Source organism: Aestuariibaculum sediminum (genome assembly GCF_014596945.1).
GTDB lineage: Bacteria > Bacteroidota > Bacteroidia > Flavobacteriales > Flavobacteriaceae > Aestuariibaculum > Aestuariibaculum sediminum.
The window spans coordinates 36,547-61,240 of sequence record NZ_JACVXB010000007.1; the positions used below are offsets into that span (position 1 = coordinate 36,547).

The 24,694-nt window shown below is 35.0% G+C and carries 18 protein-coding genes; 8 read left to right on the forward strand and 10 right to left on the reverse strand.

The annotated features are described in order from the left end of the window. Positions 1 to 5,921, forward strand: a 5,921-nt coding sequence (locus ICJ83_RS13995; protein ID WP_223154786.1) for an HYR domain-containing protein, incomplete at its 5' end; no start/stop codon positions are given. A 272-nt stretch (positions 5,922 to 6,193) separates the two neighbouring features. Further along, positions 6,194 to 6,898, forward strand: coding sequence for a hypothetical protein (locus ICJ83_RS14000; protein ID WP_188231032.1), 705 nt, complete (start codon positions 6,194 to 6,196; stop codon positions 6,896 to 6,898). A gap of 99 nt (positions 6,899 to 6,997) precedes the next feature. On the opposite strand, the gene hisS is transcribed toward ICJ83_RS14000, so the two are convergent. The 6 genes from hisS to rpsF all read right to left on the reverse strand — a co-directional run bounded on the left by hisS (position 6,998) and on the right by rpsF (position 13,473). After that, the gene (gene hisS, locus ICJ83_RS14005; RefSeq protein ID WP_188231033.1) at positions 6,998 to 8,365 is read right to left on the reverse strand and encodes a histidine--tRNA ligase; all 1,368 of its coding nucleotides are present in this window, start codon (positions 8,363 to 8,365) and stop codon (positions 6,998 to 7,000) included. A 147-nt stretch (positions 8,366 to 8,512) separates the two neighbouring features. Continuing rightward, positions 8,513 to 8,980, reverse strand: coding sequence for a DUF6495 family protein (locus tag ICJ83_RS14010; RefSeq protein ID WP_188231034.1), 468 nt, complete (start codon positions 8,978 to 8,980; stop codon positions 8,513 to 8,515). A gap of 98 nt (positions 8,981 to 9,078) precedes the next feature. After that, entirely contained in the window at positions 9,079 to 12,234 is a 3,156-nt protein-coding gene (locus ICJ83_RS14015) for a TonB-dependent receptor (protein WP_188231035.1), read from the reverse strand. Between the two features lie 141 nt (positions 12,235 to 12,375). Further along, on the reverse strand, positions 12,376 to 12,822 hold the full coding sequence (gene rplI / locus ICJ83_RS14020) for a 50S ribosomal protein L9 (RefSeq protein ID WP_188231036.1): 447 nt from the start codon (positions 12,820 to 12,822) through the stop codon (positions 12,376 to 12,378). A gap of 13 nt (positions 12,823 to 12,835) precedes the next feature. Beyond that, positions 12,836 to 13,135: a 30S ribosomal protein S18 gene (gene rpsR, locus ICJ83_RS14025; protein ID WP_188231150.1), complete on the reverse strand. Its 300-nt coding sequence runs from the start codon at positions 13,133 to 13,135 to the stop codon at positions 12,836 to 12,838. Then, positions 13,135 to 13,473: a 30S ribosomal protein S6 gene (rpsF, locus tag ICJ83_RS14030; protein ID WP_188231037.1), complete on the reverse strand. Its 339-nt coding sequence runs from the start codon at positions 13,471 to 13,473 to the stop codon at positions 13,135 to 13,137. Before rpsF ends, rpsR begins: the two co-directional genes overlap by 1 nt. Before the next feature lie 214 nt (positions 13,474 to 13,687). Here rpsF and ICJ83_RS14035 point away from each other — a divergent pair, with 214 nt between their 5' ends. Next, positions 13,688 to 14,383, forward strand: a complete 696-nt coding sequence (locus ICJ83_RS14035; protein WP_188231038.1) for a LytR/AlgR family response regulator transcription factor — start codon at positions 13,688 to 13,690, stop codon at positions 14,381 to 14,383. A gap of 62 nt (positions 14,384 to 14,445) precedes the next feature. Here ICJ83_RS14035 and priA read toward each other — a convergent pair whose 3' ends face one another. The 3 genes from priA to nadC form a co-directional block, all read right to left on the reverse strand. Further along, on the reverse strand, positions 14,446 to 16,899 hold the full coding sequence (priA, locus tag ICJ83_RS14040) for a replication restart helicase PriA (RefSeq protein ID WP_188231039.1): 2,454 nt from the start codon (positions 16,897 to 16,899) through the stop codon (positions 14,446 to 14,448). A 5-nt stretch (positions 16,900 to 16,904) separates the two neighbouring features. Further along, positions 16,905 to 17,843, reverse strand: coding sequence for a YihY/virulence factor BrkB family protein (locus tag ICJ83_RS14045; RefSeq protein ID WP_188231040.1), 939 nt, complete (start codon positions 17,841 to 17,843; stop codon positions 16,905 to 16,907). A gap of 113 nt (positions 17,844 to 17,956) precedes the next feature. Then, positions 17,957 to 18,817, reverse strand: a complete 861-nt coding sequence (gene nadC, locus ICJ83_RS14050; protein ID WP_188231041.1) for a carboxylating nicotinate-nucleotide diphosphorylase — start codon at positions 18,815 to 18,817, stop codon at positions 17,957 to 17,959. A 127-nt stretch (positions 18,818 to 18,944) separates the two neighbouring features. On the opposite strand from nadC, the gene rlmH reads away from it, so the two are divergent. Further along, the gene (gene rlmH, locus ICJ83_RS14055) at positions 18,945 to 19,418 is read left to right on the forward strand and encodes a 23S rRNA (pseudouridine(1915)-N(3))-methyltransferase RlmH (RefSeq protein WP_188231042.1); all 474 of its coding nucleotides are present in this window, start codon (positions 18,945 to 18,947) and stop codon (positions 19,416 to 19,418) included. A gap of 50 nt (positions 19,419 to 19,468) precedes the next feature. Here the strand turns inward: rlmH and hpf are convergent, their stop codons facing one another. Beyond that, on the reverse strand, positions 19,469 to 19,768 hold the full coding sequence (gene hpf, locus ICJ83_RS14060; protein ID WP_188231043.1) for a ribosome hibernation-promoting factor, HPF/YfiA family: 300 nt from the start codon (positions 19,766 to 19,768) through the stop codon (positions 19,469 to 19,471). Between the two features lie 122 nt (positions 19,769 to 19,890). Between hpf and ICJ83_RS14065 the strand changes: the two genes are divergently transcribed. The 4 genes from ICJ83_RS14065 to ICJ83_RS14080 all read left to right on the forward strand — a co-directional run bounded on the left by ICJ83_RS14065 (position 19,891) and on the right by ICJ83_RS14080 (position 24,522). Further along, positions 19,891 to 20,463: a non-canonical purine NTP diphosphatase gene (locus ICJ83_RS14065; RefSeq protein ID WP_188231044.1), complete on the forward strand. Its 573-nt coding sequence runs from the start codon at positions 19,891 to 19,893 to the stop codon at positions 20,461 to 20,463. Positions 20,464 to 20,533: 70 nt separating this feature from the next. Beyond that, entirely contained in the window at positions 20,534 to 22,753 is a 2,220-nt protein-coding gene (locus ICJ83_RS14070) for a RelA/SpoT family protein (protein ID WP_188231045.1), read from the forward strand. A 26-nt stretch (positions 22,754 to 22,779) separates the two neighbouring features. Next, complete coding sequence (locus ICJ83_RS14075) at positions 22,780 to 23,232, forward strand: Fur family transcriptional regulator (RefSeq protein WP_188231046.1); 453 nt, start codon at positions 22,780 to 22,782, stop codon at positions 23,230 to 23,232. 12 nt (positions 23,233 to 23,244) lie between these two features. Next, the gene (locus ICJ83_RS14080; RefSeq protein WP_188231047.1) at positions 23,245 to 24,522 is read left to right on the forward strand and encodes an adenylosuccinate synthase; all 1,278 of its coding nucleotides are present in this window, start codon (positions 23,245 to 23,247) and stop codon (positions 24,520 to 24,522) included. Positions 24,523 to 24,694: the final 172 nt, after the last annotated feature.

Sequence of the window (24,694 nt, forward strand, 5' to 3'; positions counted from 1 at the left end):
CCGCTGGTAATGCTTCTATTACGGCTGCTGATATTGATAATGGTTCTAACGATGCCTGTGGGATTAAATCGCTGGCTCTGGACAATACCGCTTTTACCTGTGCCAATGTTGGACCTAATTCAGTTACCCTTACGGTTACCGATAATAACGATAATACAGCGACCTGTTCAGCTACAGTAACCGTACAAGATACAACGGCTCCAATAATAACCTGTCCCTCACCTGCAACTGCGTTTACATCAGATGATGGTTTAGGAAATTGTTCGACTAATGTTAATCTTGGAACACCTTCTGCAACCGATAATTGTACAGCTTCTGGAGATATAATATTTACAGCTCGAATTGGAACCACAATTATAAACCCTAATACGCATCTTTTTCCGAGAGGAACCTCGACCGTTATTTGGACAGCAACGGATGAAAATGGTAATACCTCATTAACATGTAATCAAACTGTAACAGTAACCGACAACGAAGCACCACTTATTTCATGCCCGACACCTAATGCATTTTATGATACTGACACAGGTGAATGTAACGCCACTCTATCATTTACAGCAACGGCAACAGATAATTGTAGAACATCCCCAACCATTTCATACAGAATTGGAGTTAACCCAATAACATTCCCATACGATTTCCCGATTGGAACAACAACTGTTACCGCTGTAGCAAATGACGGGTACGGGCAAACAAGTTCATGCGACTTCAATGTTATCGTTCAGGATAACGAAAACCCGACTATTATTTGTCCAAGTGATAAAAATGTAAATTTTGCCGCAAATTGTGGGTATACACTACTCGATTACACCTCGGAAGCCTTAACAGGTGACAACTGCGACACCAATGTTATAGTTACTCAAAACCCAGCGCCGGGGACCGTAATTTCTGGAACAACAACAATAACATTAACCGCTACAGATAACTACAGCAATAATACTTCATGTTCGTTTAAGGTTATTCCTGCAGATATAACACCACCAGTTGCTAATTGTAAAGATATAACTATTGAACTGAGTGCCCTAGGTTCTGCAACTATTGCCGCAAGTGACATTAATAACGGCTCAGTTGATGCCTGCGGTATTGCTAATATGACGGTTTCTCCAATGTCATTTAACTGTTCCAATGTTGGTCCTAACCCAGTAGAATTCACAGTTTATGACGACGCTGGAAACAGTGATACTTGTCAGGCTACAGTAACAGTTATAGACAACACTAAGCCAACAATGCTGTGTAATGATTATGTTGTGGTGATGGATGCCATATCAAGAACTGCTTCAATTGCACCATCTGATGTTGATAACGGATCTAACGATGCATGTGGTTTAGCCTCTCTTACAGTGAACCCTAGCATAATTTATGAGGATCCTGCAAACGTTGGTAATGTTACTTACCATAATGTCATTTTAACTGCAACAGATAACAACGGAAACACAAACACCTGTGAGGTTACCGTTACTGTTGAACCCCCTAAAAACCAATTCACCTATTTATACGGAGAAATTGTCAACCCTATACCAGATAACCCTCAACCACCAAGCGCTCTTATCGAGGCAACCGCCTGTCCAGGAGGATTAAACGAGCCTAAAGACGTAGTATTCGATTTGGAAGCCATAGGCTCCTATGGTTTATTACCTGAACAAGTATTGAACTGGGAATACTCCGATGATAATGGTGAAACCTGGAATGTTATAGCTGGAACAGCTGGAATATTAACGTATAGATTTAATAATTTAACGCAAGATACTTTTGTAAGAGTAAGACTTGAAGATGCCGACAATCCTAGTAATATTAGAACATCGGCTGAAGCATTCGTTAGATTTTTACCACCAGACGAACCGCCTACAATTGTTAGTACTTCGAACTTATTTATTTGTTTAAATGAATCTGTGTCATTAGTGGCCGAAAGTTATTTCGATCAACCAAATGGTCAATTCGGTGAAGGTGGAGAATTTAATTACGCTCAACCTGACGGATGGCGAGTAGATTTTATCGACAATTATTTCCCTGCTAGTGGTGACAATGGTTCTGAAGAAACGTGGAAAGAATCAAACTCTAATAATAATGCTACTTTTAGTGGTATAAATTATGATACTTCCGATAACACAAAATTTGCTATTGCGCATGGTGTTGGAAATACGACCACTTTAGAAACCCCTGTTTTCAGTACTATTGGTATGACCTCAGCAGAGGCTATTATGAGTTTTAATACCAGTTATTATTTTTGTAATGGTGGTCATGGTGAAATCTGGTTATCTTTTGATTCCGGGTTAACCTATACTCAGGAATTATTTACATCTGAACACAACTTTACTGATGGCTCTACCACTGGCATAGAACTAGCAACTGGGCCTAGCAAAAAATGTATAGGCAGAACAAACCCTAGAATGGTTCCTGCAACCATCAATCTTGGCGCTTATACTGGACTATCAGGGTTACGTGTTATGTTTAAATTTTATGGCAGTACCACAAATTGTGGTGAAGTAAGTGAAACGTCTCCAAACATTAATAACCCAAATAATATAAGCTGCAACAAAGGTGGTGAAACTTTAGCCAGTGGATGGGCAATCGATGCTGTAGGGTTCGCCTACGCTCAGGTTGACGATGAATTAGAATGGACCGATGAAAACGGAGCTGTAATCGCCATTGGAAGTACGGCTTCAATTACACCTGTTACCCCTGGAATTAGAACATTTGGTGTAACAAACTTGGTAAATAATTGTAGAACCGATAATGACGCTGGAACCGAATTTGTTGATATCCATACAAGCTTAGCCTATGCAGGAGTAGATTACACACCTCTATCTAGCGAGTGTGGTGAAAATGCACTTCAGCTTAATGCTTACGACAATACTAAAACGGCAGTCGAAAACTACAACAAAGGTGCTTACGAAAGCAATTTATATGTTGTTCCCGATACAGCAGCCGGAGATATTGATTATTCAGGTACAGGTGTAACAGGAACTTGGACTGTTACAACCAACAGCACCTCATCATGTGGTAGTTTGGCTACTTTTAATGATGCTTCAAGTCCTGATGCAATCTTTACCGCCGACCCCGGTAATTATACTCTAACGTGGACCCTTTCTAATGGATGTTCAGATACTATTAATGTAACTATAGTAGACTGTCCAACAGTCAATTTTGATGGAGTAAACGACTACGTCACGTTCAAAAACAATTATAACGTCAATCAAATTAATGCATCTAATTTATCCAATTTAGACTTTAGTTTGGAAGTTTGGGTAAAACCGAATTCTATAAGTGGCACACAAACAATATATTCTAGAAAAGATGCTAATAATAATACCAATGGCTATGCCTTATCGCTAGTTAATGGACAAGTTCGTTTTAATTGGTATAACAGCGGCGGAAACGGTTCTGTTACAACAGGAAGTCACAATATAGGCACCGATAGATGGTATCATTTGGCAGTTGTTTTTGATGGCTCAAATTATACTCTATATGTAGATGGTATAGAATTAGATTCCTCAGGCGGAAGTGCACCAGATAATACATCTAATAATATTGAAGCTATATTGGGAGCTATGGATCAGGCGCCACCTAGCAATCCAACAAATTATTTTCATGGTTGGATGGATGAATTTAAAATCTGGAATATGGCGTTATCACCTGAACATATAAGACAAATGATGAACCAAGAGATTGTTCAACGTGGGTCTGATGTTGGTGGTGTAGTCATTCCGACAAAAATTTATGGCCCAGATGTGGATCAAGATGGCATTGAAGAGAACCCGATATTATGGAGTAATCTAGCAGGGTATTACAAAATGGGTGTTGTTTGTGGCGATTTATATCCAGAAGTTGGTGTTGCTGGTAGATTAAGAAATATTACAACAAGTCAACAGCAAACAGCACCAATTCCTTATACAACGAAAGCCAACACTAATTGGGATACCGATGCTACCTGGACCTATTCAGACGTATGGGATGTTCCAAATAGTAATGGTATAAATAACACACCAATTGATTGGAATATCGCAAGACTATCTCATAATTTAACTATAAACACCCGAGATATTAATTTGTTAGGACTTATAGTAAATCCGTCGAAAAAATTAATAGTAACCAATTCGGGGACTCAGGATGAAAGCAACATAGGTCATGGTTTATATATTTCCCATTACTTTAAATTAGATGGTTTTGTCGATTTAATAGGACGATCACAAATAATACAAAGACGCTATGGTTCCTATAATGATCATGATGGCAATTCTGCTACATGGAAAATATTTGAAACACAACAATTTAATGAAAGTATTTTAGATCCAACAAGTGTCGGCTATATAGAACGTGACCAGCAAGGAAACAAAAGTATTTACAATTACAATTATTGGAGTTCTCCTGTTGGAGCAATAAATAACACTTCTAATAACGTGCCTTTTACCCCTGCTAACAACATGTTAGATGGAACCGACACGAATAACCCAAAAAACATATCTTGGGTAGGTGGCTATAATGGAGCTCCTAATACACCTATTCGAATTGCCGAATATTGGCTATGGTCCTACCAGAATTCGATAGCTAACACCTATTCAAAATGGGTAAAACTAAATCGAAACTCAAGCCTCCAAACTGGATTAGGATATACCATGAAGGGAAGTGGCACAAGCAATCCTAGACAGAATTACACATTTAGAGGTAAACCAAATAATAACACAGTAGAAAATCTAATTAATGCTGGAAACAATACACTTATTGGTAACCCATACCCATCTGCTGTATATGCCCCAGAGTTTATAAAGGATAATATTCCAGCTGTTAACCCGGGAGGAGGATCCTCTGTTGCAAACCCAGGCACAACGGGTAGTATTGATGGTACTTTAGGCTTTTGGATTCACTTCGATTCAAATACAACCCACGTATTACGCGAATACCAAGGTGGATATGCTACATTTACGCTCGCCGGAGGTTTAGCCCCACCAGTAGGTTTAAAATACACCACTACCGATGGTTATGAAATTAGTGGAGAAGGAACCACAACGCTTTTACCAATAGCACATATTCCGGTAGCACAAGGATTCCTTGTTACAGCAGCCTTTGCTAACAAAACATCTAATATTGTTCGATTCCAAAACGACCAGAGAGACCGATTATCATTTCCTGCCGGAAGTACTCAAAATTTAGTGTTAAAAAATTCCAATACAAAAGGAGCTAAAAACACGGCAAATTCTAATAAACCAGAAGAACCCGAAAATGAAATTCAACGGATAAGATTTGAATTTAAAAACCAAAAAGGAAAACGACCTTTACTTTTAGCTTTTACACCAAATAATAGTGCTTCAGAAGGTTTCGATTTCGGATATGATGCTAAAATTGACGATCCGTTGGAAGACGATATGCTATTCGCTGTAGATGTTTTCAAAGTAAATATTCAAGCTGTAGGTGCGTTTGATGAATCAAAACAGTATCCGTTTAATATTTATACTAACAAAGGAGGTGACTTTGATATAGAAGTTACAGCCATTGAAAATTTACCTGCCAGCACTAAAGTTTACATTTACGACAGCATGCTAGGAACATATACTAAAATAGATGACAAAAATTCGAGTTTTAATATATCGCTTGACCCAGGAACATACACAGATAGGTTTTACGTTACATTTACCATAAAAGACGAAAAAACACTTTCTACAATCGATGAAAACTTGAAAAACATTCAGGTAAATTATTTACAAAGCACAAAAGAAATTTATATTAATGCCCCTAATATTGATATTAAACAAGTTGAACTTATTAATATCTTAGGACAATCGGTTGGCATTTGGAACAAATTCAATTTCTCATTTAAAACCGGAGTAACACGAATTCCAGTAGATACCAATTTATCTCAGGGCAGTTATATAGTTAATATTGTGACTTCAAATACCAACACCTCGAAAAAGATTATTATCAAATAATAAAAGAATATTATTTATTGAAAAAGCTACCACCTTAGTGGTAGTTTTTTTTTGATACATATCATTTTTTTGTAGTCTATTTCTGGTTATAATGTGCTTTTTATCTATTTTTTATGCGTTTCGTGGATTTTTTTGAATATTTTTATTATATTTGAGCACCAATCTACCAAAAACTTAATCGAATGAAAACGTCATCATACCTTAGCTGCTTTTTATTATTAGGCCTTTGTCTTTTTAACTTTTCTTTTCAATCATATGCCCAAACCAATACTATGGAGCGTATCAGATTAACCTTTACTGTGCCAGGAAAACATGTTAGACCACTATTAATTAGTTTCACAGCCGATAATTCAGCTACTGATGATTATGATTACGGCTACGAAGCCTTAAACAGGAATTCCTTTCCTTACGATATGAGCTGGCTAGTAAATGGACTAAAATGCACTACTCAAGGTGTTGGTAGTTTCGACGACACTAAAAAATACCCTTTATGGTTGTATATGTCTAAAGAAGATGATTTTGTTATTTCATTAACAGCTACCGAAAATTTCGAAACTCCGATCGAAGTATATATTTATGATGCTGTAAAAAATACTTATAGTAAACTAAACGATTCCGATTACAATTCTCATATAGGAAAAGGTGAATACTTCGATAGATACTATTTAGCATTCAAAAACGACAATGCCACATCATCGGATACAGCTGCCAAAACATTATCTACAGAAGATGACATCCTTAAAAACACCAAAATAAGATACTTAAGAAACTCAAAAGAATTATACATCGACACCAATGGCTTAAGTACTATTAAAGAGATTGCCCTAATAAATGCTAGCGGGCAGCGACTATTTACAACAAAAAACATAAACAACTCCAGTCTAAAAACTCCTATATATCAATTAAATAATCAACTGGTATTTGTTAACGTTATTACTGATTTAGGTCAAACTACAAAACAATTAATCGTTAACTAAGAAGACCTTAAAAATCTGCTAAGAAGTTTAATTATTTGAGTTAGTCACTTTTCAAATTGAACTTAAAAAAAAGCTCTAATTAAAATTAGAGCTTTTTACTTATATATGTGCAATCAAATCTTCTAATGTGAGTGTATGTTGCTCACCAGTCTTCATTGTTTTTAAAGTAAATGTATTTGAAGTCATTTCAGATTCACCAACTAAAACCACATAAGGAATGGCTCGCTTATTAGCGTGGTTCATCTGTTTCTTCATTTTCGCGGCGTCTGGATATAACTCGGCATTTATACCGTTTTCTCTCAAAGTTTTAATTGCTTTTAAACTAAATAAAGCCTCCTTGTCGCCAAAATTAATAAACAACACCTCTACATTTTTAGTAACGGTTTCTGGAAATTTATTTAGTTCTTCCAATACGAGATAAATGCGATCTAAACCAAAACTAATACCTACACCACTTACATTTTTAAGTCCGAATATACCGGTTAAGTCATCGTAACGACCACCGCCCCCAATGGAACCCATTTTTACAGAGTCTGGTGCAGCTACCTCAAAAATGGCTCCTGTGTAATAATTTAAGCCACGGGCTAAAGTTACATCTAGTTGCAAGGCCGCTGTTTGTAGCCCTAATTCTGAAATTGCATTATCGATAAAAGCTAGTTCTTCAATGCCTTTCATACCTTCTTCCGAAGTTGACAAAATACTTTTTAAAACTTCTATTTGCGTTTCAAATGCTCCAGATAATGAAAACAGTGGTTGCAGCTTTTCAATACCTTCCTCAGGAATTCCTTTAGAGCGCATTTCTTCTTTAACTTTCTCCTCTCCTATTTTATCGAGCTTATCCAAAGCTACCGTAAAATCAATTAATTTATCGTGCGCCCCAATAACTTCGGCAATACCCGATAATATTTTACGGTTATTAATTTTTATAGTTACACCCTCTAATTTGAGTGCTGAAAAAACCGCATCATATAACTGTATAAATTCTACTTCTTGCCAAAGCGAATCACTCCCCACCACATCGGCATCACATTGATAAAACTCTCTAAATCTCCCCTTTTGCGGGCGATCGGCACGCCAAACTGGCTGGATTTGGTACCGTTTAAACGGAAATTCTATTTCATTTTGATGTTGTACCACATATCGCGCAAACGGCACTGTTAAATCATAGCGCAATGCTTTTTCTGAAATACTTGGCGTTAACTTCAACGAATCTTTTGCCTCGTAAGCTTCCTCATTGGCCTTTCCTAAGAAATCCCCAGAATTTAGAATCTTGAAAATTAAACGATCCCCTTCATCGCCATATTTCCCCATTAGAGTTTCTGAATTTTCAAAACTAGGTGTTTCAATAGGTTGAAATCCGAAAGTTTCAAAAGCGCCACGTATGGTGTTAAATATATAATTTCGTTTAGCTACTTGCTCCGGATTAAAATCTCGCGTTCCTTTTGGTATGCTTGGTTTCTGAGCCATTTGTGGTATGTGTGGTTGTTTTTAGATTTTTCTAAATTAATATTGCTTTATATTTCTAACAATTAAAAATTGTGAGTACCTGAAACCTGTTCAGTTCGACAAAAATAAACGTTTCAATTGATAAAGATTCCGAACCTAGCGGGAATTTTAATTGATTAATTTATCGAAATACTTGTACAAATCGCCCTTAGTGATAACAGCGCCTTGCTCAATCATTTTAAACTTGTCTAAATTTTTATCTTCGGTGTACTCTTTGTCGGCTTGCAAAAACTCGACATTATCATCCATTAAATTTTCACGTAGCCAAGCATAACCTTCTTCTGTCGTAATATCAACATCATTTTTTAGGTTCAATACAATGGCATGCATTTGATTTTCATCTAAATGAAACAGATACATGTGTTGCGGTGAAATATGCTCTAAATATTCAGCTTTATTTAAAACTCCTTCCCAAATTAAATCGCTAAAAACATCTAACTCAGCTTCGGCTAATTCTGGTTTATTTTCCTTTAAATTGGACCATTCATCTGCCGTAATTGATTGTGTTGCCAGAAAGTTTATAAACTCTTGGTGTAGTTCTTCAAATTGTTCTTTTGTAAGTCTTGAATACTTCATTGTATACTTTTATGCTTTTAATTTTTAATATTCGACTGCCATAAAAAAAGCGCCCTTGATATTAAGAGCGCAAATTTAATAATATATTATGCTTTATTCTAGAAAATGTAGCGTAAACCGAATTGCGCTTGCCATCTTGAAGCCAAACTCGAATCATATCCGAATGTTTTTGTTAACGAAGGGTCATAGGTAAAAATTGGCGCTCCGCTAGAAGTATCAACACTAATAGGTGATAAATTATTAGGTTGCTGCACAACTCCCCAATTAGAATTAATTAAATTACCAAAATTCAAAATATCTAAACTAAGCTGTAGCGTATTGGTTTTATCTCCACCTACATTAAAATTCAAATCCTGTAATATTTTAACATCCCAACGACTTCTCCAAGGGGCAAGTGCTCCATAACGCTCAAAATATTTACCGCGGTTGTCACTTAAATATTTATCCTGCTGAATAAATGCCTCATATGCTTCAGCTTGTCCTGCACCGGAAAACTGCATTTGCTGCACCTCGCTGGCTGTTGGGATATAAATTAAGTCATTATTTTGAGTTGAGCTATCGCCATTTATATTACCTGCGTAGGTGTAATTATAACGTCCGCCTTGTGCGTATTCGCCAAAGGTCGAAATGGTAGTTGCCCACTTATCGCCTCCATAAGTCCACTTTTTACTTGCTATAGCAACAAACCTGTGTGTGTCACCATATTTTGAAAACGCCAGTACATCGGCATTTACATTACCAGAAACGGGATTAAAATCAAAAGCATCACCTGTAATTTCAGCTTCAATTGAATTCACATCTTTAGAATTTAAATAGTTATAAGCCAGACTGGTGTAATACCCGTTTCCAAACGTTTTTTGTGCCTTTAGAGTTGTATTCCAAATTCGGCCTTTATCGGTATTGGTAAATACATAAGCATTGTTTCCCTTATCAGCATCCAGGTAAACTGGTCTATTATCTCCAGGAGCATTTAGGGTAGCCGATGGATCTCTATGCCCCCAGTTTTGAACATGCGCCCCGTTAATATCCTTTGTATACGAAATATCAGCAGTAAGTGTTAATCCGTTTTCAAAACGATGATCTGCACCTATATTGGTTCTCCATACCTGAGGCCATTGGTAATCTGGGTCCACAAATTGAAAAAAGCCATCGTCGGCACCACTTACCTGATTACCTAACCATACAAAAGGAAAACGCCCCGTAAAAAAGCCCGAACCACCACGTATTTGAGTTATGCCTTCATCATTAACATCCCAATTAAAACCAACTCTAGGCGAAATTAACCATTTATTGGTTGGCAAGGTTGTAGAGTCGAAAGTAACTTCTTGATTGGAATTAGGGTTATAATACAATACGGAATTATCTCTTGTTGCTCCATTGTCGGTATCTATATATTTTTGAATTAAATCTGCGGTATCAAAATATAGCGGTTTGTCGAAGCGTACACCATAAGTCAGTTTAAATTCTTCGGATACATTCCATTCGTCCTGCAGGTAAAAAGACAATTGCCCTACATTTAATTCGGCCAATTTCCAGCCGCCATCATTTCCAGTCCCGTTAGTATTGAAAGTATCGTAAGCGTTTTGCGTGGCTGCGAGATATTGTTCAACTACACCTCCGGGTTGTGCATTGTCTAAAAACGTTTGCACATCGGGATACGGGCTAAAAATTCCGTAATATGGGAAGATTCCAAAGTTAAACGATTCGTAATTTACAAGATTAAATGAGTTTTGGAATTGGAACTTCTCAAATGAAAACCCTACTGTAAACGTATGATTTCCCTTTGTAATATTTAAATTATTTGTTAACTGAAAAACCTTTTGATCTAATAAATTATTAATAGAAAATGGTTCATGTCCTGCAATAATGTAATTAGATCCGGCACCATCCTGAATTGTTATAATAGGTGCTGGTGTTGAAAATGGATTTCTAAAATCATCAAAATGTGAATATCCAGCTTGTAATTTATTAGCAATCTCGTCGGTTAAATTTGAATTAAGTTCTAATTGAAATGAATTTAACTTATTGTTAATTTCATAGCCTGAATTTCTAAATTGAAGTGTAGAAAAACTTGGACCACGAACACCAAGAGCTGTTGGATGCGCTGGTTTTTCTTTTGATGCATCTAAAAAATTATAAATAACGGCAAGGCGATTATTATCATTAATATTCCAGTCTAATTTAAAAATCCCTTTTGTAGAATTTGAGCCAAAAGTAAAACCTTCATAGGCTCCGGTATCGTATCCTAAGGCCGCTAATGCGCTTTGCACATTCATAAGGTCGGTTTCCGCAACGCGAGATTCATTAACTGCACCTGACCCTGTATTTGGTATCCAACCGTTTGTTCCTAAATCATTTCTATCGTCAATTTCAAAATTGGCAAAGAAAAACAACTTATTTTTTATTATTGGTCCGCCAATACTTAAACCATATTGCAACTGCTCCAAATCTGGTTTTGTAACATCCTCACCTTTAATTTTTCCACCTGTTAAATCTTCATTTCTAAAAAAGCCATAAACGGTTCCATGAAATTCATTAGTTCCGCTTTTTGTAACCGCATTAACCGAAGCTCCGGTAAATCCAGATTGTGTAACATCGTAAGGCGCTGTAGCTACTGAAATTTGATCAATAGCATCTAAAGAGATAGGTTGTGCATCGGTTTGACCTCCTGGGGTAGGCGAATCTAAACCAAAAGGGTTGTTAAAAATAGCACCATCAAGAGAAAAGTTGTTATACTGATCGTTTCTTCCTCCAAATGAATTACCGCTTGCAGAAGGCTCTAGCCTTGTAAAATCGGCTGCAGATCTCGAAATAGTAGGTAAACGCGTAATCTCGCGCCTTCCTACACTGGTTTCGGCGCCAGTACGGTCGCTACCAAAAGTACCAGTTCGCGACCCCTGTATAACAACAGCATCTAATTCCTGATTATCTTCTATTAAAACAATATCTAAATTTAAGGTTTTACCCAAAGACAAATAAACATCATTTAGCGTTTGTTCCTGATACCCAATAAAACTGATGGTTATGGAGTATGGCCCTCCTACTCTTAGGTTAAGTAAATTAAATCTACCATCAAAATTTGATGCGGCGCCATAATTTGTTCCTGTGGGCGCATGCACTGCTAAAATATTAGCACCCGGAAGTGGAACAGAATTAACATCTAAAACAAGTCCTTTAATGTTAGAGGTCGTTACCTGTGAGGAAGCGCATAGGCTCACAAACAAGAAAATAATTAAAAAGGAAATTCTTTTCATGTAATTGGTTTTTAATTGTTTGAGTTAGTCATTTTTTTAATCGAATAAAAGATAGGTATAAATAACTACAAAAAAAAGCCACCCAAAATGGGTGGCTTTTCCTATAAAAAAGAATTACTTTTTAATTTTTAATCATGCAGATTAGTTTGCTTGTGCAATTACTTCAAATTCTAAATCTACATTTACAGTTCTGTGTAAACGTACAGCTGCGTTGTATTTACCTAAACGTTTAACTGTTGTAACTGTGATGAATTTTTTATCGATTTCATGACCTTCTTTTTCTAAAGCTGCCGCTACATCAATGTTGTTTACAGATCCAAATAATTTATCACCTGTTCCAACTTTTGCTGCGATTTTAATTTCTAAAGCTTTTAAAGCTTCAGCTAATTTGTTCGCATCATCAACAATTTTTTGTTCTTTATAAGCTCTTTGCTTTAAGTTTTCTGCTAAAACTTTCTTTGCAGATACTGTAGCCAAAATAGCTTTTCCTTGTGGAATTAAAAAGTTTCTACCATAACCGTTCTTAACTGTTACAACATCGTCTTTAAATCCTAAATTTTCAACGTCTTGTTTTAATATAAGTTCCATTGTTATCGGTATTTTATTTTAATAAATCTGCTACGTATGGCATTAAAGCTAAGTGACGTGCTCTTTTTACAGCTACAGATACTTTTCTTTGATACTTTAATGAAGTTCCTGTTAAACGACGTGGTAATAATTTACCTTGCTCGTTTACAAATTTTAATAAGAAATCTGGATCTTTGTAATCTACGTATTTAATACCAGACTTTTTAAAACGACAATATTTTTTCGCTTTGTTTGTGTCAATATTAAGCGGAGTTAAATATCTGATTTCTCCGTCTTTTTTTCCTTTAGATTGTTGCTCTATAGATGACATAATTACGCTTTTTGTTTAAGTTTTTCTCTTCTTCTCTCTGCCCAAGCTACAGCGTGCTTGTCTAATTTCACAGTTAAGTAACGCATAAAACGCTCATCACGTCTAAACTCTAATTCTAAAGCATTGATTACTTCTCCTTCTACAGTGTACTCAAATAAGTGATAAAATCCACTTTTTTTGTGTTGAATTGGGTAAGCTAATTTTTTTAGTCCCCAATCTTCTTTTGATACCATCTTTGCACCGTTAGAAACAAGAAAATCTTCGTATTTCTTTACTGTTTCCTTTATCTGATCTTCAGATAAAACGGGATTCAAGATGAAAACAGTTTCATAATGATTCATAAAAATCGTTTTTAATGTTTAAAAATTTGGGTGCAAAAATAGTTATTTATTCCATATAAAACAATTATATTTAACTTCAATTTAGGAAGTATACTGAATAAAGAAAATAACTGTTAATTTTATGTTAAAAAATACATTTTAACGATGTTTTTTGGTTTTTGGCGGATTTTTTAGTAATATTGTCGATATCTTAACCGAAATAATATATAATGTTATGACTTTAAACTGTGTAGTAGTAGACGATTCAGCAATACAACGTCTTTCTATTGTTAAGTTAGTGGAGAACCATCCAAATTTAAACTTAATAGCAGAATACAGTAGCGCTTTAGAAACCAAAAATGGTTTAAACACACATCAGGTAGATTTAATATTTTTAGATATTGAAATGCCAGTACTTAATGGTTTTGAACTTTTAGATGTATTAAACAACAAGCCTCAAATTATTTTTGTAACCGGTAAAACCGAATATGCTTTTAAAGCATTTAATTACGATGCTACCGATTATTTACACAAGCCCATTACAAAGGAACGTTTTAATGTATCAGTAGAAAAAGCTTTAGAACAACACAAATTGATCCAGGATTTTAACGAGGAAGAAGGCGAACACATCTTTGTTAAAAGCAACCTTAAAAAACGTAAGGTATATATTAAAGACATAAAATGGATTGAAGCCCTTGGTGATTATGTAAAATTAGTTACCGAAGAAACCAGCCTAGTAGTTCTTTCTACCATGAAATCGTTCGAAAAGGAATTACCTGAGAATAAATTTTTAAGAATACATAAGTCGTATATTGTTAATTTAGATAAAATTGACAGATACAACAGTAAAAATGTTGAAGTTGGCGCTTATGAAATTCCTTTAAGTAGAAACAAAAAAACATTGTTAGTAGACGCCTTAAATAACATTTAATCGCATAAAGTAAAGCTTAGTATTATTTTCTAAGTTTTACTTCGATTATTAAAATCGTCTCTTTAAAAGTTATCGACATTTAAGACAACCCTAACAGATCGAAAATCTTTGATACTAAAGAAGCTATTATTTATCTTAATAATGGCTTCTTTTGTTTTTGCAAGCGACTGTTTTTTAGGAATTTTTACCAATAAATTTTTATGGTACTGGTTTCTAATTCTTGCCACAGGAGGCGATTCTGGTCCTAACACATAATCACCAAACACATGTCGCAAGGATTTACCATACCAAATAGAAGCCTGTTCGGTTTTTTGATAGTCTTTATGCTTTAAGGTAATTTTAATTTGCTTATAAACTGGCGGATATTTAAAATTATAACGTTCATCCATCTGCTCCATATACATTGACATATAATCGTTTGTAGACACCTGCTGTAATATATTATGATGCGGATTATACGTTTGTATTAATACTTTACCCCTTACATCGGTTCGGCCCGCTCTACCTGCAACTTGCAATATTAACTGAAAACTACGTTCATGCGCTCGAAAATCAGGAAAGTTCAACATATTATCGGCATTCATCACGCCAACAAGTTTAACATTACGAAAATCTAATCCTTTAGTAAGCATTTGCGTCCCAACTAAAATATCAATTTCCTGCTGCTCTAGAGCAGTAATGATTTTTTCGTAACCGTATTTTCCTCGCGTGGTATCCAAATCCATTCGCGCCACATTATAATCTGGAAACAATGACTTTACCTCTAACTCGATCTGTTCTGTACCAAAACCTTTACTATCCAGCTCTGGACTACCACAGGCCAGACAATTATCTTGCATTGCCATAATATAACCACAATAATGACAACGCAATTGATTACGATACTGATGATACGTTAAACTAACATCACAATTTGGGCATTGAGGTGAATGCCCACAAGTATTACATTCCACAATTGGAGAATACCCTCTACGGTTCTGAAATAATATAACCTGATAGCCTTCACTTAAAGTTTCGGTCATTTCCTCAATAAGCCGATCGCTAAAATGACCTTTCATGCGCTTACGTTTTAGCTTATCTTTTATATCAACAAGCTCCATATCAGGCATGATAACATTATTATATCTAGTGTTAAGTTCTACCAGTCCGTATTTATTTTGCTGAGCATTAAAATAACTTTCTAAACTTGGTGTCGCCGACCCTAGCAATGTTTTCGACTGATACATATGCGCTAAAACAACAGCAGTATCTCTTGCATGGTACCGTGGTGCTGGATCGAACTGTTTAAAAGATTGCTCGTGCTCTTCATCTATTATAATTAATCCCAAATTATTAAAAGGTAAAAAAATAGACGACCGCGCACCCAAAACCACCTGTGCTTTATGACTGTTATTTAAAACATTATTCCAAACCTCAACGCGTTCATGAACAGTATATTTTGAATGATAAACAGAAACTTGTTCACCAAAATAATTCTGCAACCGTATTATTAATTGCGTTGTTAAAGCTATTTCTGGCAACAAATACAACACCTGTTCTCCTCTACTTATTGCTGCTTCTATCAATTTCACATAAACCTCGGTTTTACCCGAGGAAGTTACACCGTGTAACAGTACCACCGAATGTTTTAAAAAATTCTCTTTTATCTCCTTTAATGCATTTTCCTGATGCACATTTAATCGCTTGGTCGCTTCATTCTCATCGCCTTCATAAGTCACCCGATCGATTTGTATATAGTATTCTTCGAGTACCCCTTTATCTATTAAAGCTTTAATTATCGATGAGGATGCCTCACTGGCTTTAGTTAAATCTGTAACCTTTACTGGCTTTTTTGAAGTGGCAGATAATGAGAACAACGTCATAATTACTTTATGCTGCTTTGGTGCTCTGCTTAAATCATCTAAAAGTTGATGTAACTCTACTTCAGAAGCATAACTGTTATGAAGTCGTACGTAGCGTACTAATTTCGGCTTGTATTTTTCGTAAACCTCCTCCTCTACCGATATTACTTCCTTTTCAATAAGTCGCTTTATTATAGGTAACGCATTTTTTACACCCAAGATGTTAGAAATATCATGAACTTTTAATGACGATTGAAACTGCAGGGCATCATAAACTAAAAACTCATCATCCTTTAAAACAGATTCATCAATGTCCTTTTGTGAATTTTTAGAAACAATAGTTTCACTTTCCAATATGAAAGCACTAGGAAGCGCAGCACGCATAACATCTCCTAGCGTACATAAATAATACGACGCAATCCACTGCCATAATTGTAATTGGGTTTCGTTTATTATAGGCGTATCATCTAGAATTTGATGAATGTCCTTTGCTTCATAAACTCCTGGTGCTTCATTATGAATTTTAAATACAATTCCAGTGTATATTTTAGACTTCCCGAAAGGTACCGAAACACGCATTCCTATTTTTAAAAAATCGGCTTCAGCAGCTGTAATACTATAAGTGAACAACCTTTGCAGCGGTACAGGAATAATAACATCTATAAAATGTGACATTAAAATTATCGTTTTCGAAGTTTATTTAAAGAAGCATTTAATTCGTATCCCAAAAGCAAAATATTTGCATTAAGCCACAGGTAAAATAACAATATTAATAAAGCTCCTATAGAACCATACAATTTATTATACTGACTAAAATTTTCTATATATATACCGAATAAAAATGACGATATTAAAATTAAAATAGTTGTAAATAAAGCCCCTACCGAAAAGAATCTAGAATGCTTCCCTTCTTTTGTTCCAAAATAATACAAGGTAGCTGTAGCTATATAGACCATAAAAACAAAAAACACATATTTTACAGCACTAAACCAAAATACACTCTGTTTCGCGACCCGATAGCCTTTATTCTCTAATGTATTCAACAAACCTTGTACCACATAAATCTGAAAATATCCCAAGAAAGCGATAGTAAGAATTAGTAAAAAGGCTAAAATTAATGCCACCCCTAAAGCGTAAAAATACTGCCTAAAAACATTGCGCGTTAATTGTTCATGATATGAATTTTCAAATCCCGAAAACACGGCATTCACACCATTTGCCATAAGGAGTAACGACAATACAAATACCGACGACAACAAGCCTCCACGCTGCGACTGATCTATATTTTCAAATATATTCTGAAAGAAAAAATCGGATGTTGTGGGCGGTAAAAAGGATTCGAGAAATTTTAAAAACTCTATTTTAAAATCATCAATAGGCACATAAGGAATTATGAAAAGAACAAATAATAAAAACGGGAAAAGTGCTGTGAAAAAGCTAAAAGCAATAGCACTCGCCCTGGTGGTTAATGCCCCTTTTACTATGCCTGTAATGTAGAGTTCTAACAAATCATAAAAAGATAAACCTTCCAGACCAGGTAACTTTATCTTTTTAAAAAACCGAACAAAGACATTTACAATAGGAATTGTATCGAGTTTGTCTTCAATAGGTTTGGTCATTAATTATTTGCTTTTATCGTTTCAAACAAAGTTATTAAAATATAAACATCAATACTGAAAAAAGTATTGATGTTTACAAAAGCCTTTAACTACCTTATGTTTAAACGATTAAACTACTTAATAGCTTTTAAACTTAAATCCATGTTATGTACCGAATGTGTTAAGGCGCCACAAGAAATAAAGTTCACCCCGCATTCAGCATAAAACCTAATCGTAGATTCATTTATATTCCCTGAAGACTCTGTTAAACATTTATCACCAATAAGTTTAACGGCCTTACGTGTATCTTCGTAATCAAAATTATCTAGTAAAATTCTATGCACCCCTTCTAACTGTAAAATTTCTTTTACTTCTATCAAATCGCGGGCTTCAACCATAATTTTTAAATCTTTACCTGTATCTCTTAAATACTGTTTAGTCATTTCAACCGCATTCGTTATGCCTCCAGCAAAATCAATATGATTATCTTTAAGCATAATCATGTCGTATAATGCAAATCTATGGTTTTCACCACCTCCAAGCTTCACTGCCCATTTTTCCAGAACACGTATTCCTGGTGTGGTTTTACGCGTATCTAATATTGTAGTTTTAGTGCCTTTTACTAGGTCTACAAACATTCGGGTTTTTGTAGCTATGGCACTCATACGTTGCATAGCGTTTAACACTGTTCGTTCTGCTTTTAAGATAGAACGCGACGGTCCTTCAACATACATGACAACATCGCCGTAAGTCACTTCAGACCCATCTTCTATAAGTATGTCTAACTTTAAGTTTTTATCTACGTAAGCAAAAACTTTTTTTGCAAAATTAACACCGCCAATAATACCTTTATCCTTTACTAATAATTTGGCCTTACCTCGGGCGTTTTCGGGTATACATGCCAGAGAACTATGGTCTCCATCTCCTACGTCCTCTCTTATAGCATTAGCGATTATCGACTTAACTTCAGAATCGAATTGCTCTTGTGTAATCATAATAATTGTTGGTTTGCAACAAAAATAATAAATTGATTCACTTTTCTAAATTTTAGTTTTACCAATTTTTCATTTTTTTAATGAAAATTTCGTGAATCATTAATTACTAAAGACTAATTTTGCAATTATGACTATAAAACTTGTTGCTATTGGAAAAACGGATAGCAAAAATCTTCAGGCGCTAATTGACGATTACCAGAAACGACTTAAGTTTTACGTTAAATTTTCTATGGATTTAATTCCAGACATAAAAAATGTAAAAAACCTAAGTGAAAGTCAGCAAAAAGTAAAAGAGGGCGAACTAATTTTAAGTAAATTATCCCAAACAGACGTGCTTATTCTATTAGACGAAAACGGTAAACAGTACGATTCGGTAGCGTTTTCTAAATATTTGCAAAAACACATGAATTCAGGCATTAAACAACTGGTTTTTGCTATTGGCGGCCCTTACGGATTCTCGGATGAAATATACCAAAAAGCAAATGGGAAAATATCACTTTCTAAAATGACATTTTCCCATCAAATGATTCGATTATTTTTTACTGAACAACTTTATCGCGGTTTCACTATTTTAAGAAATGAGCCTTATCATCATCGCTAAGTTGTTTTAAAAAAGACATCCTTTAAATTTCCTTTTTTGTAAAAAACACATTAATGCGTTTTCATTAACTCTTTGCGCTTTTCTAATTGGCGCTCTAAATCTTTTATAGTCTGCCTTACTGCAACTTCAAAATTTCGCTCGGTTGAGGTGGCATATAATCTAGGTCCTGGAGCACTTAACTCTATATTACAAATTTTACCCGTTTCGTGCTGCTTTTCGTCTATTTTAAAATATACTGTCGCACTTATTAAAAATTCATAACGATTAAAAATCTTTTTTAATTTCTCTTCTGTAAAAGCCGAAAGGGTTTCACTTACATCTACATCTACGTATTGAAAATTCACAGTCATAATATATAGTTTTTATTAATACTCAAATTTATAAGTATGGTTATTGAATTATAATGATTTTTATCATGTAATATAATCTAATTAATCTTAATACTCTTATTTTTGAGCCTAAAATTGATCATATGGAATTGGTTTTTGCCACCAACAATTTAAACAAGCTTAAAGAAGTACAGGTTTTAATACCGAATCATATAAAACTTTTAAGTTTAAAAGACATTAATTGCAACGAAGACATCCCGGAAACACAAGACACTATAGAAGGGAATGCTATTCAAAAAGCCGAATACATAAAAAACAATTATGGCTACGATTGTTTTGCCGATGACACAGGATTAGAAGTCCAAGCTCTAGGTGGTAAACCAGGGGTCTATTCGGCTCGATATGCAGGCCCTGAGCGTAATTCTGAAGATAACATGAACAAACTATTATCAGATTTAGACGGAAAGAATAATAGACAAGCTCAGTTTAAAACTGTAATTGCACTTCTTATTAATGGCGAATTACACACCTTTACTGGTATATGTAAAGGAGAAATTACCCGTGAAAAATTAGGAAAAAAAGGTTTTGGTTACGACCCAATATTTAAACCAGAAGGATACACCAAAACTTTTGCCGAATTAGATTTAGACACAAAAAACAGTATAAGTCATCGCGGAAAAGCCGTCTCTCAACTCGTTAATTTTTTAAATATATAGTTAGTATTAACAACCCAAAAAAAGCGCTATCGCTATTGGTTGTTAATATTCTTTATGTTACTTTTAAGTTATGACAGAGGAAGAAATAGAAAAAGAAAATGCAGCCATTACCAAGGCGTATAAAGAGTTACTTAAAGTTAGCTATACAACACTTACAGACGACGATAAAAAATTAATTCGTAAAGCTTTTGATATTGCCTTAGACGGCCACAAAAATCAAAGACGTAAATCTGGAGAAGCTTATATTTTTCACCCCATTGCTGTAGCTAAAATTGTTGCTCAAGAGATAGGACTAGATGCCACATCTATAGCCTCGGCCTTGCTGCATGATGTCGTTGAAGATAGTCCTGATTACGAAATCGAGGATATAGAACGCTTATTTGGGAAAACTGTAGCAACTATAGTTGAGGGTTTAACTAAAATTTCGTCGTTAAGCAAAGAAAAAGATATGGATGTTTCGCTTCAAGCCGAGAACTTCCGTAAAATGCTTTTAACGCTAAACGACGATGTGCGGGTTATTATCATTAAAATAGCCGATCGTTTACACAACATGCAAACGATGGATTCCATGCGGACGGATAAACAGGAAAAAATCGCCTCGGAAACCTTATATATTTACGCGCCACTCGCCCATCGTATTGGTCTTTATAATATAAAAACACAGTTAGAAGATCTCGGTTTAAAATATACCGAGCCCGATGTTTACTTCGATATTCTTAATAAAATTAAGGAAAGTAAAGAAGAACAAGATTTATATATTGAGCAATTTAGCGACGTTATAAAGAAAACGTTAGACCGCGAAAATTTAAACTACACCATTAAGGGACGACCAAAATCTATTTTTTCCATTAGAAGAAAAATGATTAAGCAGGGTGTTTCCTTTGATGAAGTTTACGACAAGTTCGCCATTCGAATCATTTATAAAAGCGACCCTGCTAATGAAAAATTCCTTGCCTGGAAAATATATTCAATTGTTACCGATCACTTCAGGCCAAACCCGATTCGTTTACGCGACTGGATTTCATCACCTAAAACTACTGGTTACGAAGCCTTACATATAACTGTTATGGGGCCTAAAGGACGCTGGGTTGAAGTACAAATTCGGAGTGAGCGTATGGATGAAATCGCCGAAAAAGGTTATGCAGCACATTATAAATATAAGCAAGAGGGTGAAAAAGAAGATAGCCTTGAAGATTGGATTAACAAACTTCAAGAAGCCTTGGAAAACCCCGAAACCAACGCGGTAGATTTTGTTGAACAATTCAAATTAAACCTATATTCAAAAGAGATATTTGTATTTACCCCAGCCGGAGAATTAAAATCTCTACCTAAAGGCGCAACGCCTATAGATTTCGCCTTTAGCATTCATACCGAAGTAGGGATGAAAACGCGTGGGGCAAAGGTTAATGGCAAACTTGTACCGCTAAGTCATGAACTAAAAAGTGGCGATCAGGTAAATATTTTAACTTCCGAAAATGCTAAACCAACAGCCAGTTGGTTAGATTACGCTACAACAGCAAGATCGCGAAGTAAAATTAAATCGGCACTTCGGGAAGACAAAAAGCGTATTGGTGAAGACGGAAAAGAAATTTTAAAACGAAAGCTAAAACAATTAAAAATAACCCTTAATGAAAATTCGATTAATGAATTAGTAAATTACTTTAAACTTAAAACGAGTTTAGATCTTTTTTATCGTGTGGGTATTGGTACTATAGACAATACGATGTTAAAGGATTTTGCTTCATCCCGAAGCAATACATTAATGAATTTCATTAAGAATAAAATAAATAGAAAACCAAACATTAGTAAAGAAGAATTAGAAAAAGATGAAATCACCTCTAATTACGATTTATTGGTTTTCGGAAAAGAAGAAGAAAAATTAGATTATAAGCTTTCCAGCTGTTGCAACCCTATTCCTGGAGATGATGTTTTTGGTTTCTTAACGGTTTCTGAAGGTATTAAAGTTCATAAAAAAAATTGTCCGAATGCCTTAAGCCTCCAGTCTAATTACGCTTACCGCATAATGCCTGCCAAATGGATTGATTCCTCGCAGCAAGAATTTTTGGCTAGCATTGTTATTACAGGAATTGACCATATAGGCCTGGTAAACGACATTACTAAAATTATTTCTGAAAATATGCATGTTAACATGAAGAGCATCAGTTTTGAGAGTAACGACGGAATATTTTCAGGTAAAATTAATGTCATTGTTAAAAATAATACCCTCTTAAAAAAGTTATTAGAAAAACTTCGTAAAATTAATGGTATAGATAAAGTTACTAGACAGTAAAAAAAGTGTAAATTTGCAACGAAATTATGAATGCAAGCGCCGATACAAAAAATCAAGAAATAGTAAAAAGTGTTTTTACTAACTTTTTAGAAACCAACGGACACCGTAAAACGCCCGAAAGGTACGCTATATTACAAGAGATATATAATAACAAAGAACATTTTGATATAGAATCCCTATATCTTAATATGAAAAACAAAAAGTATCGTGTATCTCGCGCCACGCTTTACAATACGATAGAATTACTTCTGGAATGTGGATTGGTTAGAAAACATCAGTTTGGACAAAATCAGGCACATTACGAAAAATCATATTTCGATAGACAACACGACCATGTTATTTTAACAGACACTGGGGAAGTTATAGAGTTTTGCGACCCCAGAATTCAATCTATTAAAAAAACTATTGAGGAAGTTTTTGATATCGAAATTAATAATCATTCACTTTATTTTTACGGAAATAGAAAATCAACCAAATAATTTACATTTAAAATGGCAGTAGATTTACTACTAGGATTACAATGGGGCGACGAAGGCAAAGGAAAAATTGTTGACGTTCTTACCTCTAACTACGACATTATTGCGCGTTTTCAAGGCGGTCCAAACGCAGGACACACCTTAGTTTTCAACGGAAAAAAACACGTATTACACACCATCCCTTCAGGAATTTTTCATGAGGATACTATTAATTTAGTAGGTAATGGCGTGGTTATAGATCCTGTGATTTTTAAAGGCGAACTAGACAAATTGGCCGAACAAGATGTAGACTACCGAAAATCGTTAGTTATATCGCGTAAAGCACATATAATATTACCAACGCACCGATTATTAGATGCAGCGAGCGAAGCCTCGAAGGGAAAAGCTAAAATTGGATCTACCCTAAAAGGTATTGGTCCAACTTATATGGATAAAACCGGGCGTAACGGTATTCGCGTTGGCGATTTAGAGTTAAGTGACTGGCAAGAACGCTATAGAGCTTTAGCCGACAAGCACGAATCAATGATTAAGTTTTACGATGTAGATATTCAGTATAACTTAGAAGAATTAGAAGCAGAATTTTTTAATGCTGTTGAAGTGTTGAAAACACTAACCTTTATCGATTCTGAAGAATATGTTTATCAAGCTCAAAAGTCAGGTAAAACTATTTTAGCTGAAGGCGCTCAGGGATCATTATTAGATATCGACTTCGGAACATATCCTTTTGTAACATCGAGTAACACTACTGCTGCTGGTTCTTGCACTGGATTAGGTGTTGCACCAAACCAAATTGGTGAAGTATTTGGTATATTTAAAGCATACACTACGCGTGTAGGCTCAGGCCCCTTCCCTACCGAATTATTCGATGAGGATGGAGAAACTATGAGTCGCGTTGGTAATGAGTTTGGAGCAACTACCGGTCGCGCCAGACGATGTGGTTGGTTAGACTTAATCGCTTTAAAATATGCTTGCCAAGTTAATGGTGTAACGCAATTAATGATGATGAAAGGCGATGTGCTTTCTGGGTTTAAAACCTTAAAAGTATGTACAGCTTACAAATATAAAGGTGAAGTAATCAAACATTTCCCTTACAATATCGACCCGGAAAATATAGAACCTATCTATACGGAAGTTGAAGGATGGGCTGAGGATTTAACAGGTATGTCTGAAGCATCTCAATTACCCAAAGCACTAAACGATTATATCGCATTTTTAGAAAAAGAATTAGAAATTCCGATTACTATCGTTTCAGTAGGTCCAGATAGAAAACAAACGATATTTAGAAATAAATAATTTTCTACGCTTTCATAAGCATTTAAAGACCACTATTTAGTGGTCTTTTTTTAGTTTATAAAAAGCCATAAATATTTTATTGCGTTTTTTGTATGAAAACAATTTAACTATAGAAATATCGTTATTTTTGCGACAAACATATATATCTTGAAAACATTTAATCCCATATACA

Bases quoted from the DNA above. Each gene is read 5' to 3' on its own strand.
- ICJ83_RS14000 (WP_188231032.1), top strand. From the start codon at position 6,194: ATGGAGCGTATCAGATTAACCTTTACTGTGCCAGGAAAACATGTTAGA.
- hisS (WP_188231033.1), bottom strand. From the start codon at position 8,365: ATGGCTCAGAAACCAAGCATACCAAAAGGAACGCGAGATTTTAATCCG.
- ICJ83_RS14010 (WP_188231034.1), bottom strand. From the start codon at position 8,980: ATGAAGTATTCAAGACTTACAAAAGAACAATTTGAAGAACTACACCAA.
- ICJ83_RS14015 (WP_188231035.1), bottom strand. From the start codon at position 12,234: ATGAAAAGAATTTCCTTTTTAATTATTTTCTTGTTTGTGAGCCTATGC.
- rplI (WP_188231036.1), bottom strand. From the start codon at position 12,822: ATGGAACTTATATTAAAACAAGACGTTGAAAATTTAGGATTTAAAGAC.
- rpsF (WP_188231037.1), bottom strand. From the start codon at position 13,473: ATGAATCATTATGAAACTGTTTTCATCTTGAATCCCGTTTTATCTGAA.
- ICJ83_RS14035 (WP_188231038.1), top strand. From the start codon at position 13,688: ATGACTTTAAACTGTGTAGTAGTAGACGATTCAGCAATACAACGTCTT.
- priA (WP_188231039.1), bottom strand. From the start codon at position 16,899: ATGTCACATTTTATAGATGTTATTATTCCTGTACCGCTGCAAAGGTTG.
- ICJ83_RS14045 (WP_188231040.1), bottom strand. From the start codon at position 17,843: ATGACCAAACCTATTGAAGACAAACTCGATACAATTCCTATTGTAAAT.
- nadC (WP_188231041.1), bottom strand. From the start codon at position 18,817: ATGATTACACAAGAGCAATTCGATTCTGAAGTTAAGTCGATAATCGCT.
- rlmH (WP_188231042.1), top strand. From the start codon at position 18,945: ATGACTATAAAACTTGTTGCTATTGGAAAAACGGATAGCAAAAATCTT.
- hpf (WP_188231043.1), bottom strand. From the start codon at position 19,768: ATGACTGTGAATTTTCAATACGTAGATGTAGATGTAAGTGAAACCCTT.
- ICJ83_RS14065 (WP_188231044.1), top strand. From the start codon at position 19,891: ATGGAATTGGTTTTTGCCACCAACAATTTAAACAAGCTTAAAGAAGTA.
- ICJ83_RS14070 (WP_188231045.1), top strand. From the start codon at position 20,534: ATGACAGAGGAAGAAATAGAAAAAGAAAATGCAGCCATTACCAAGGCG.
- ICJ83_RS14075 (WP_188231046.1), top strand. From the start codon at position 22,780: ATGAATGCAAGCGCCGATACAAAAAATCAAGAAATAGTAAAAAGTGTT.
- ICJ83_RS14080 (WP_188231047.1), top strand. From the start codon at position 23,245: ATGGCAGTAGATTTACTACTAGGATTACAATGGGGCGACGAAGGCAAA.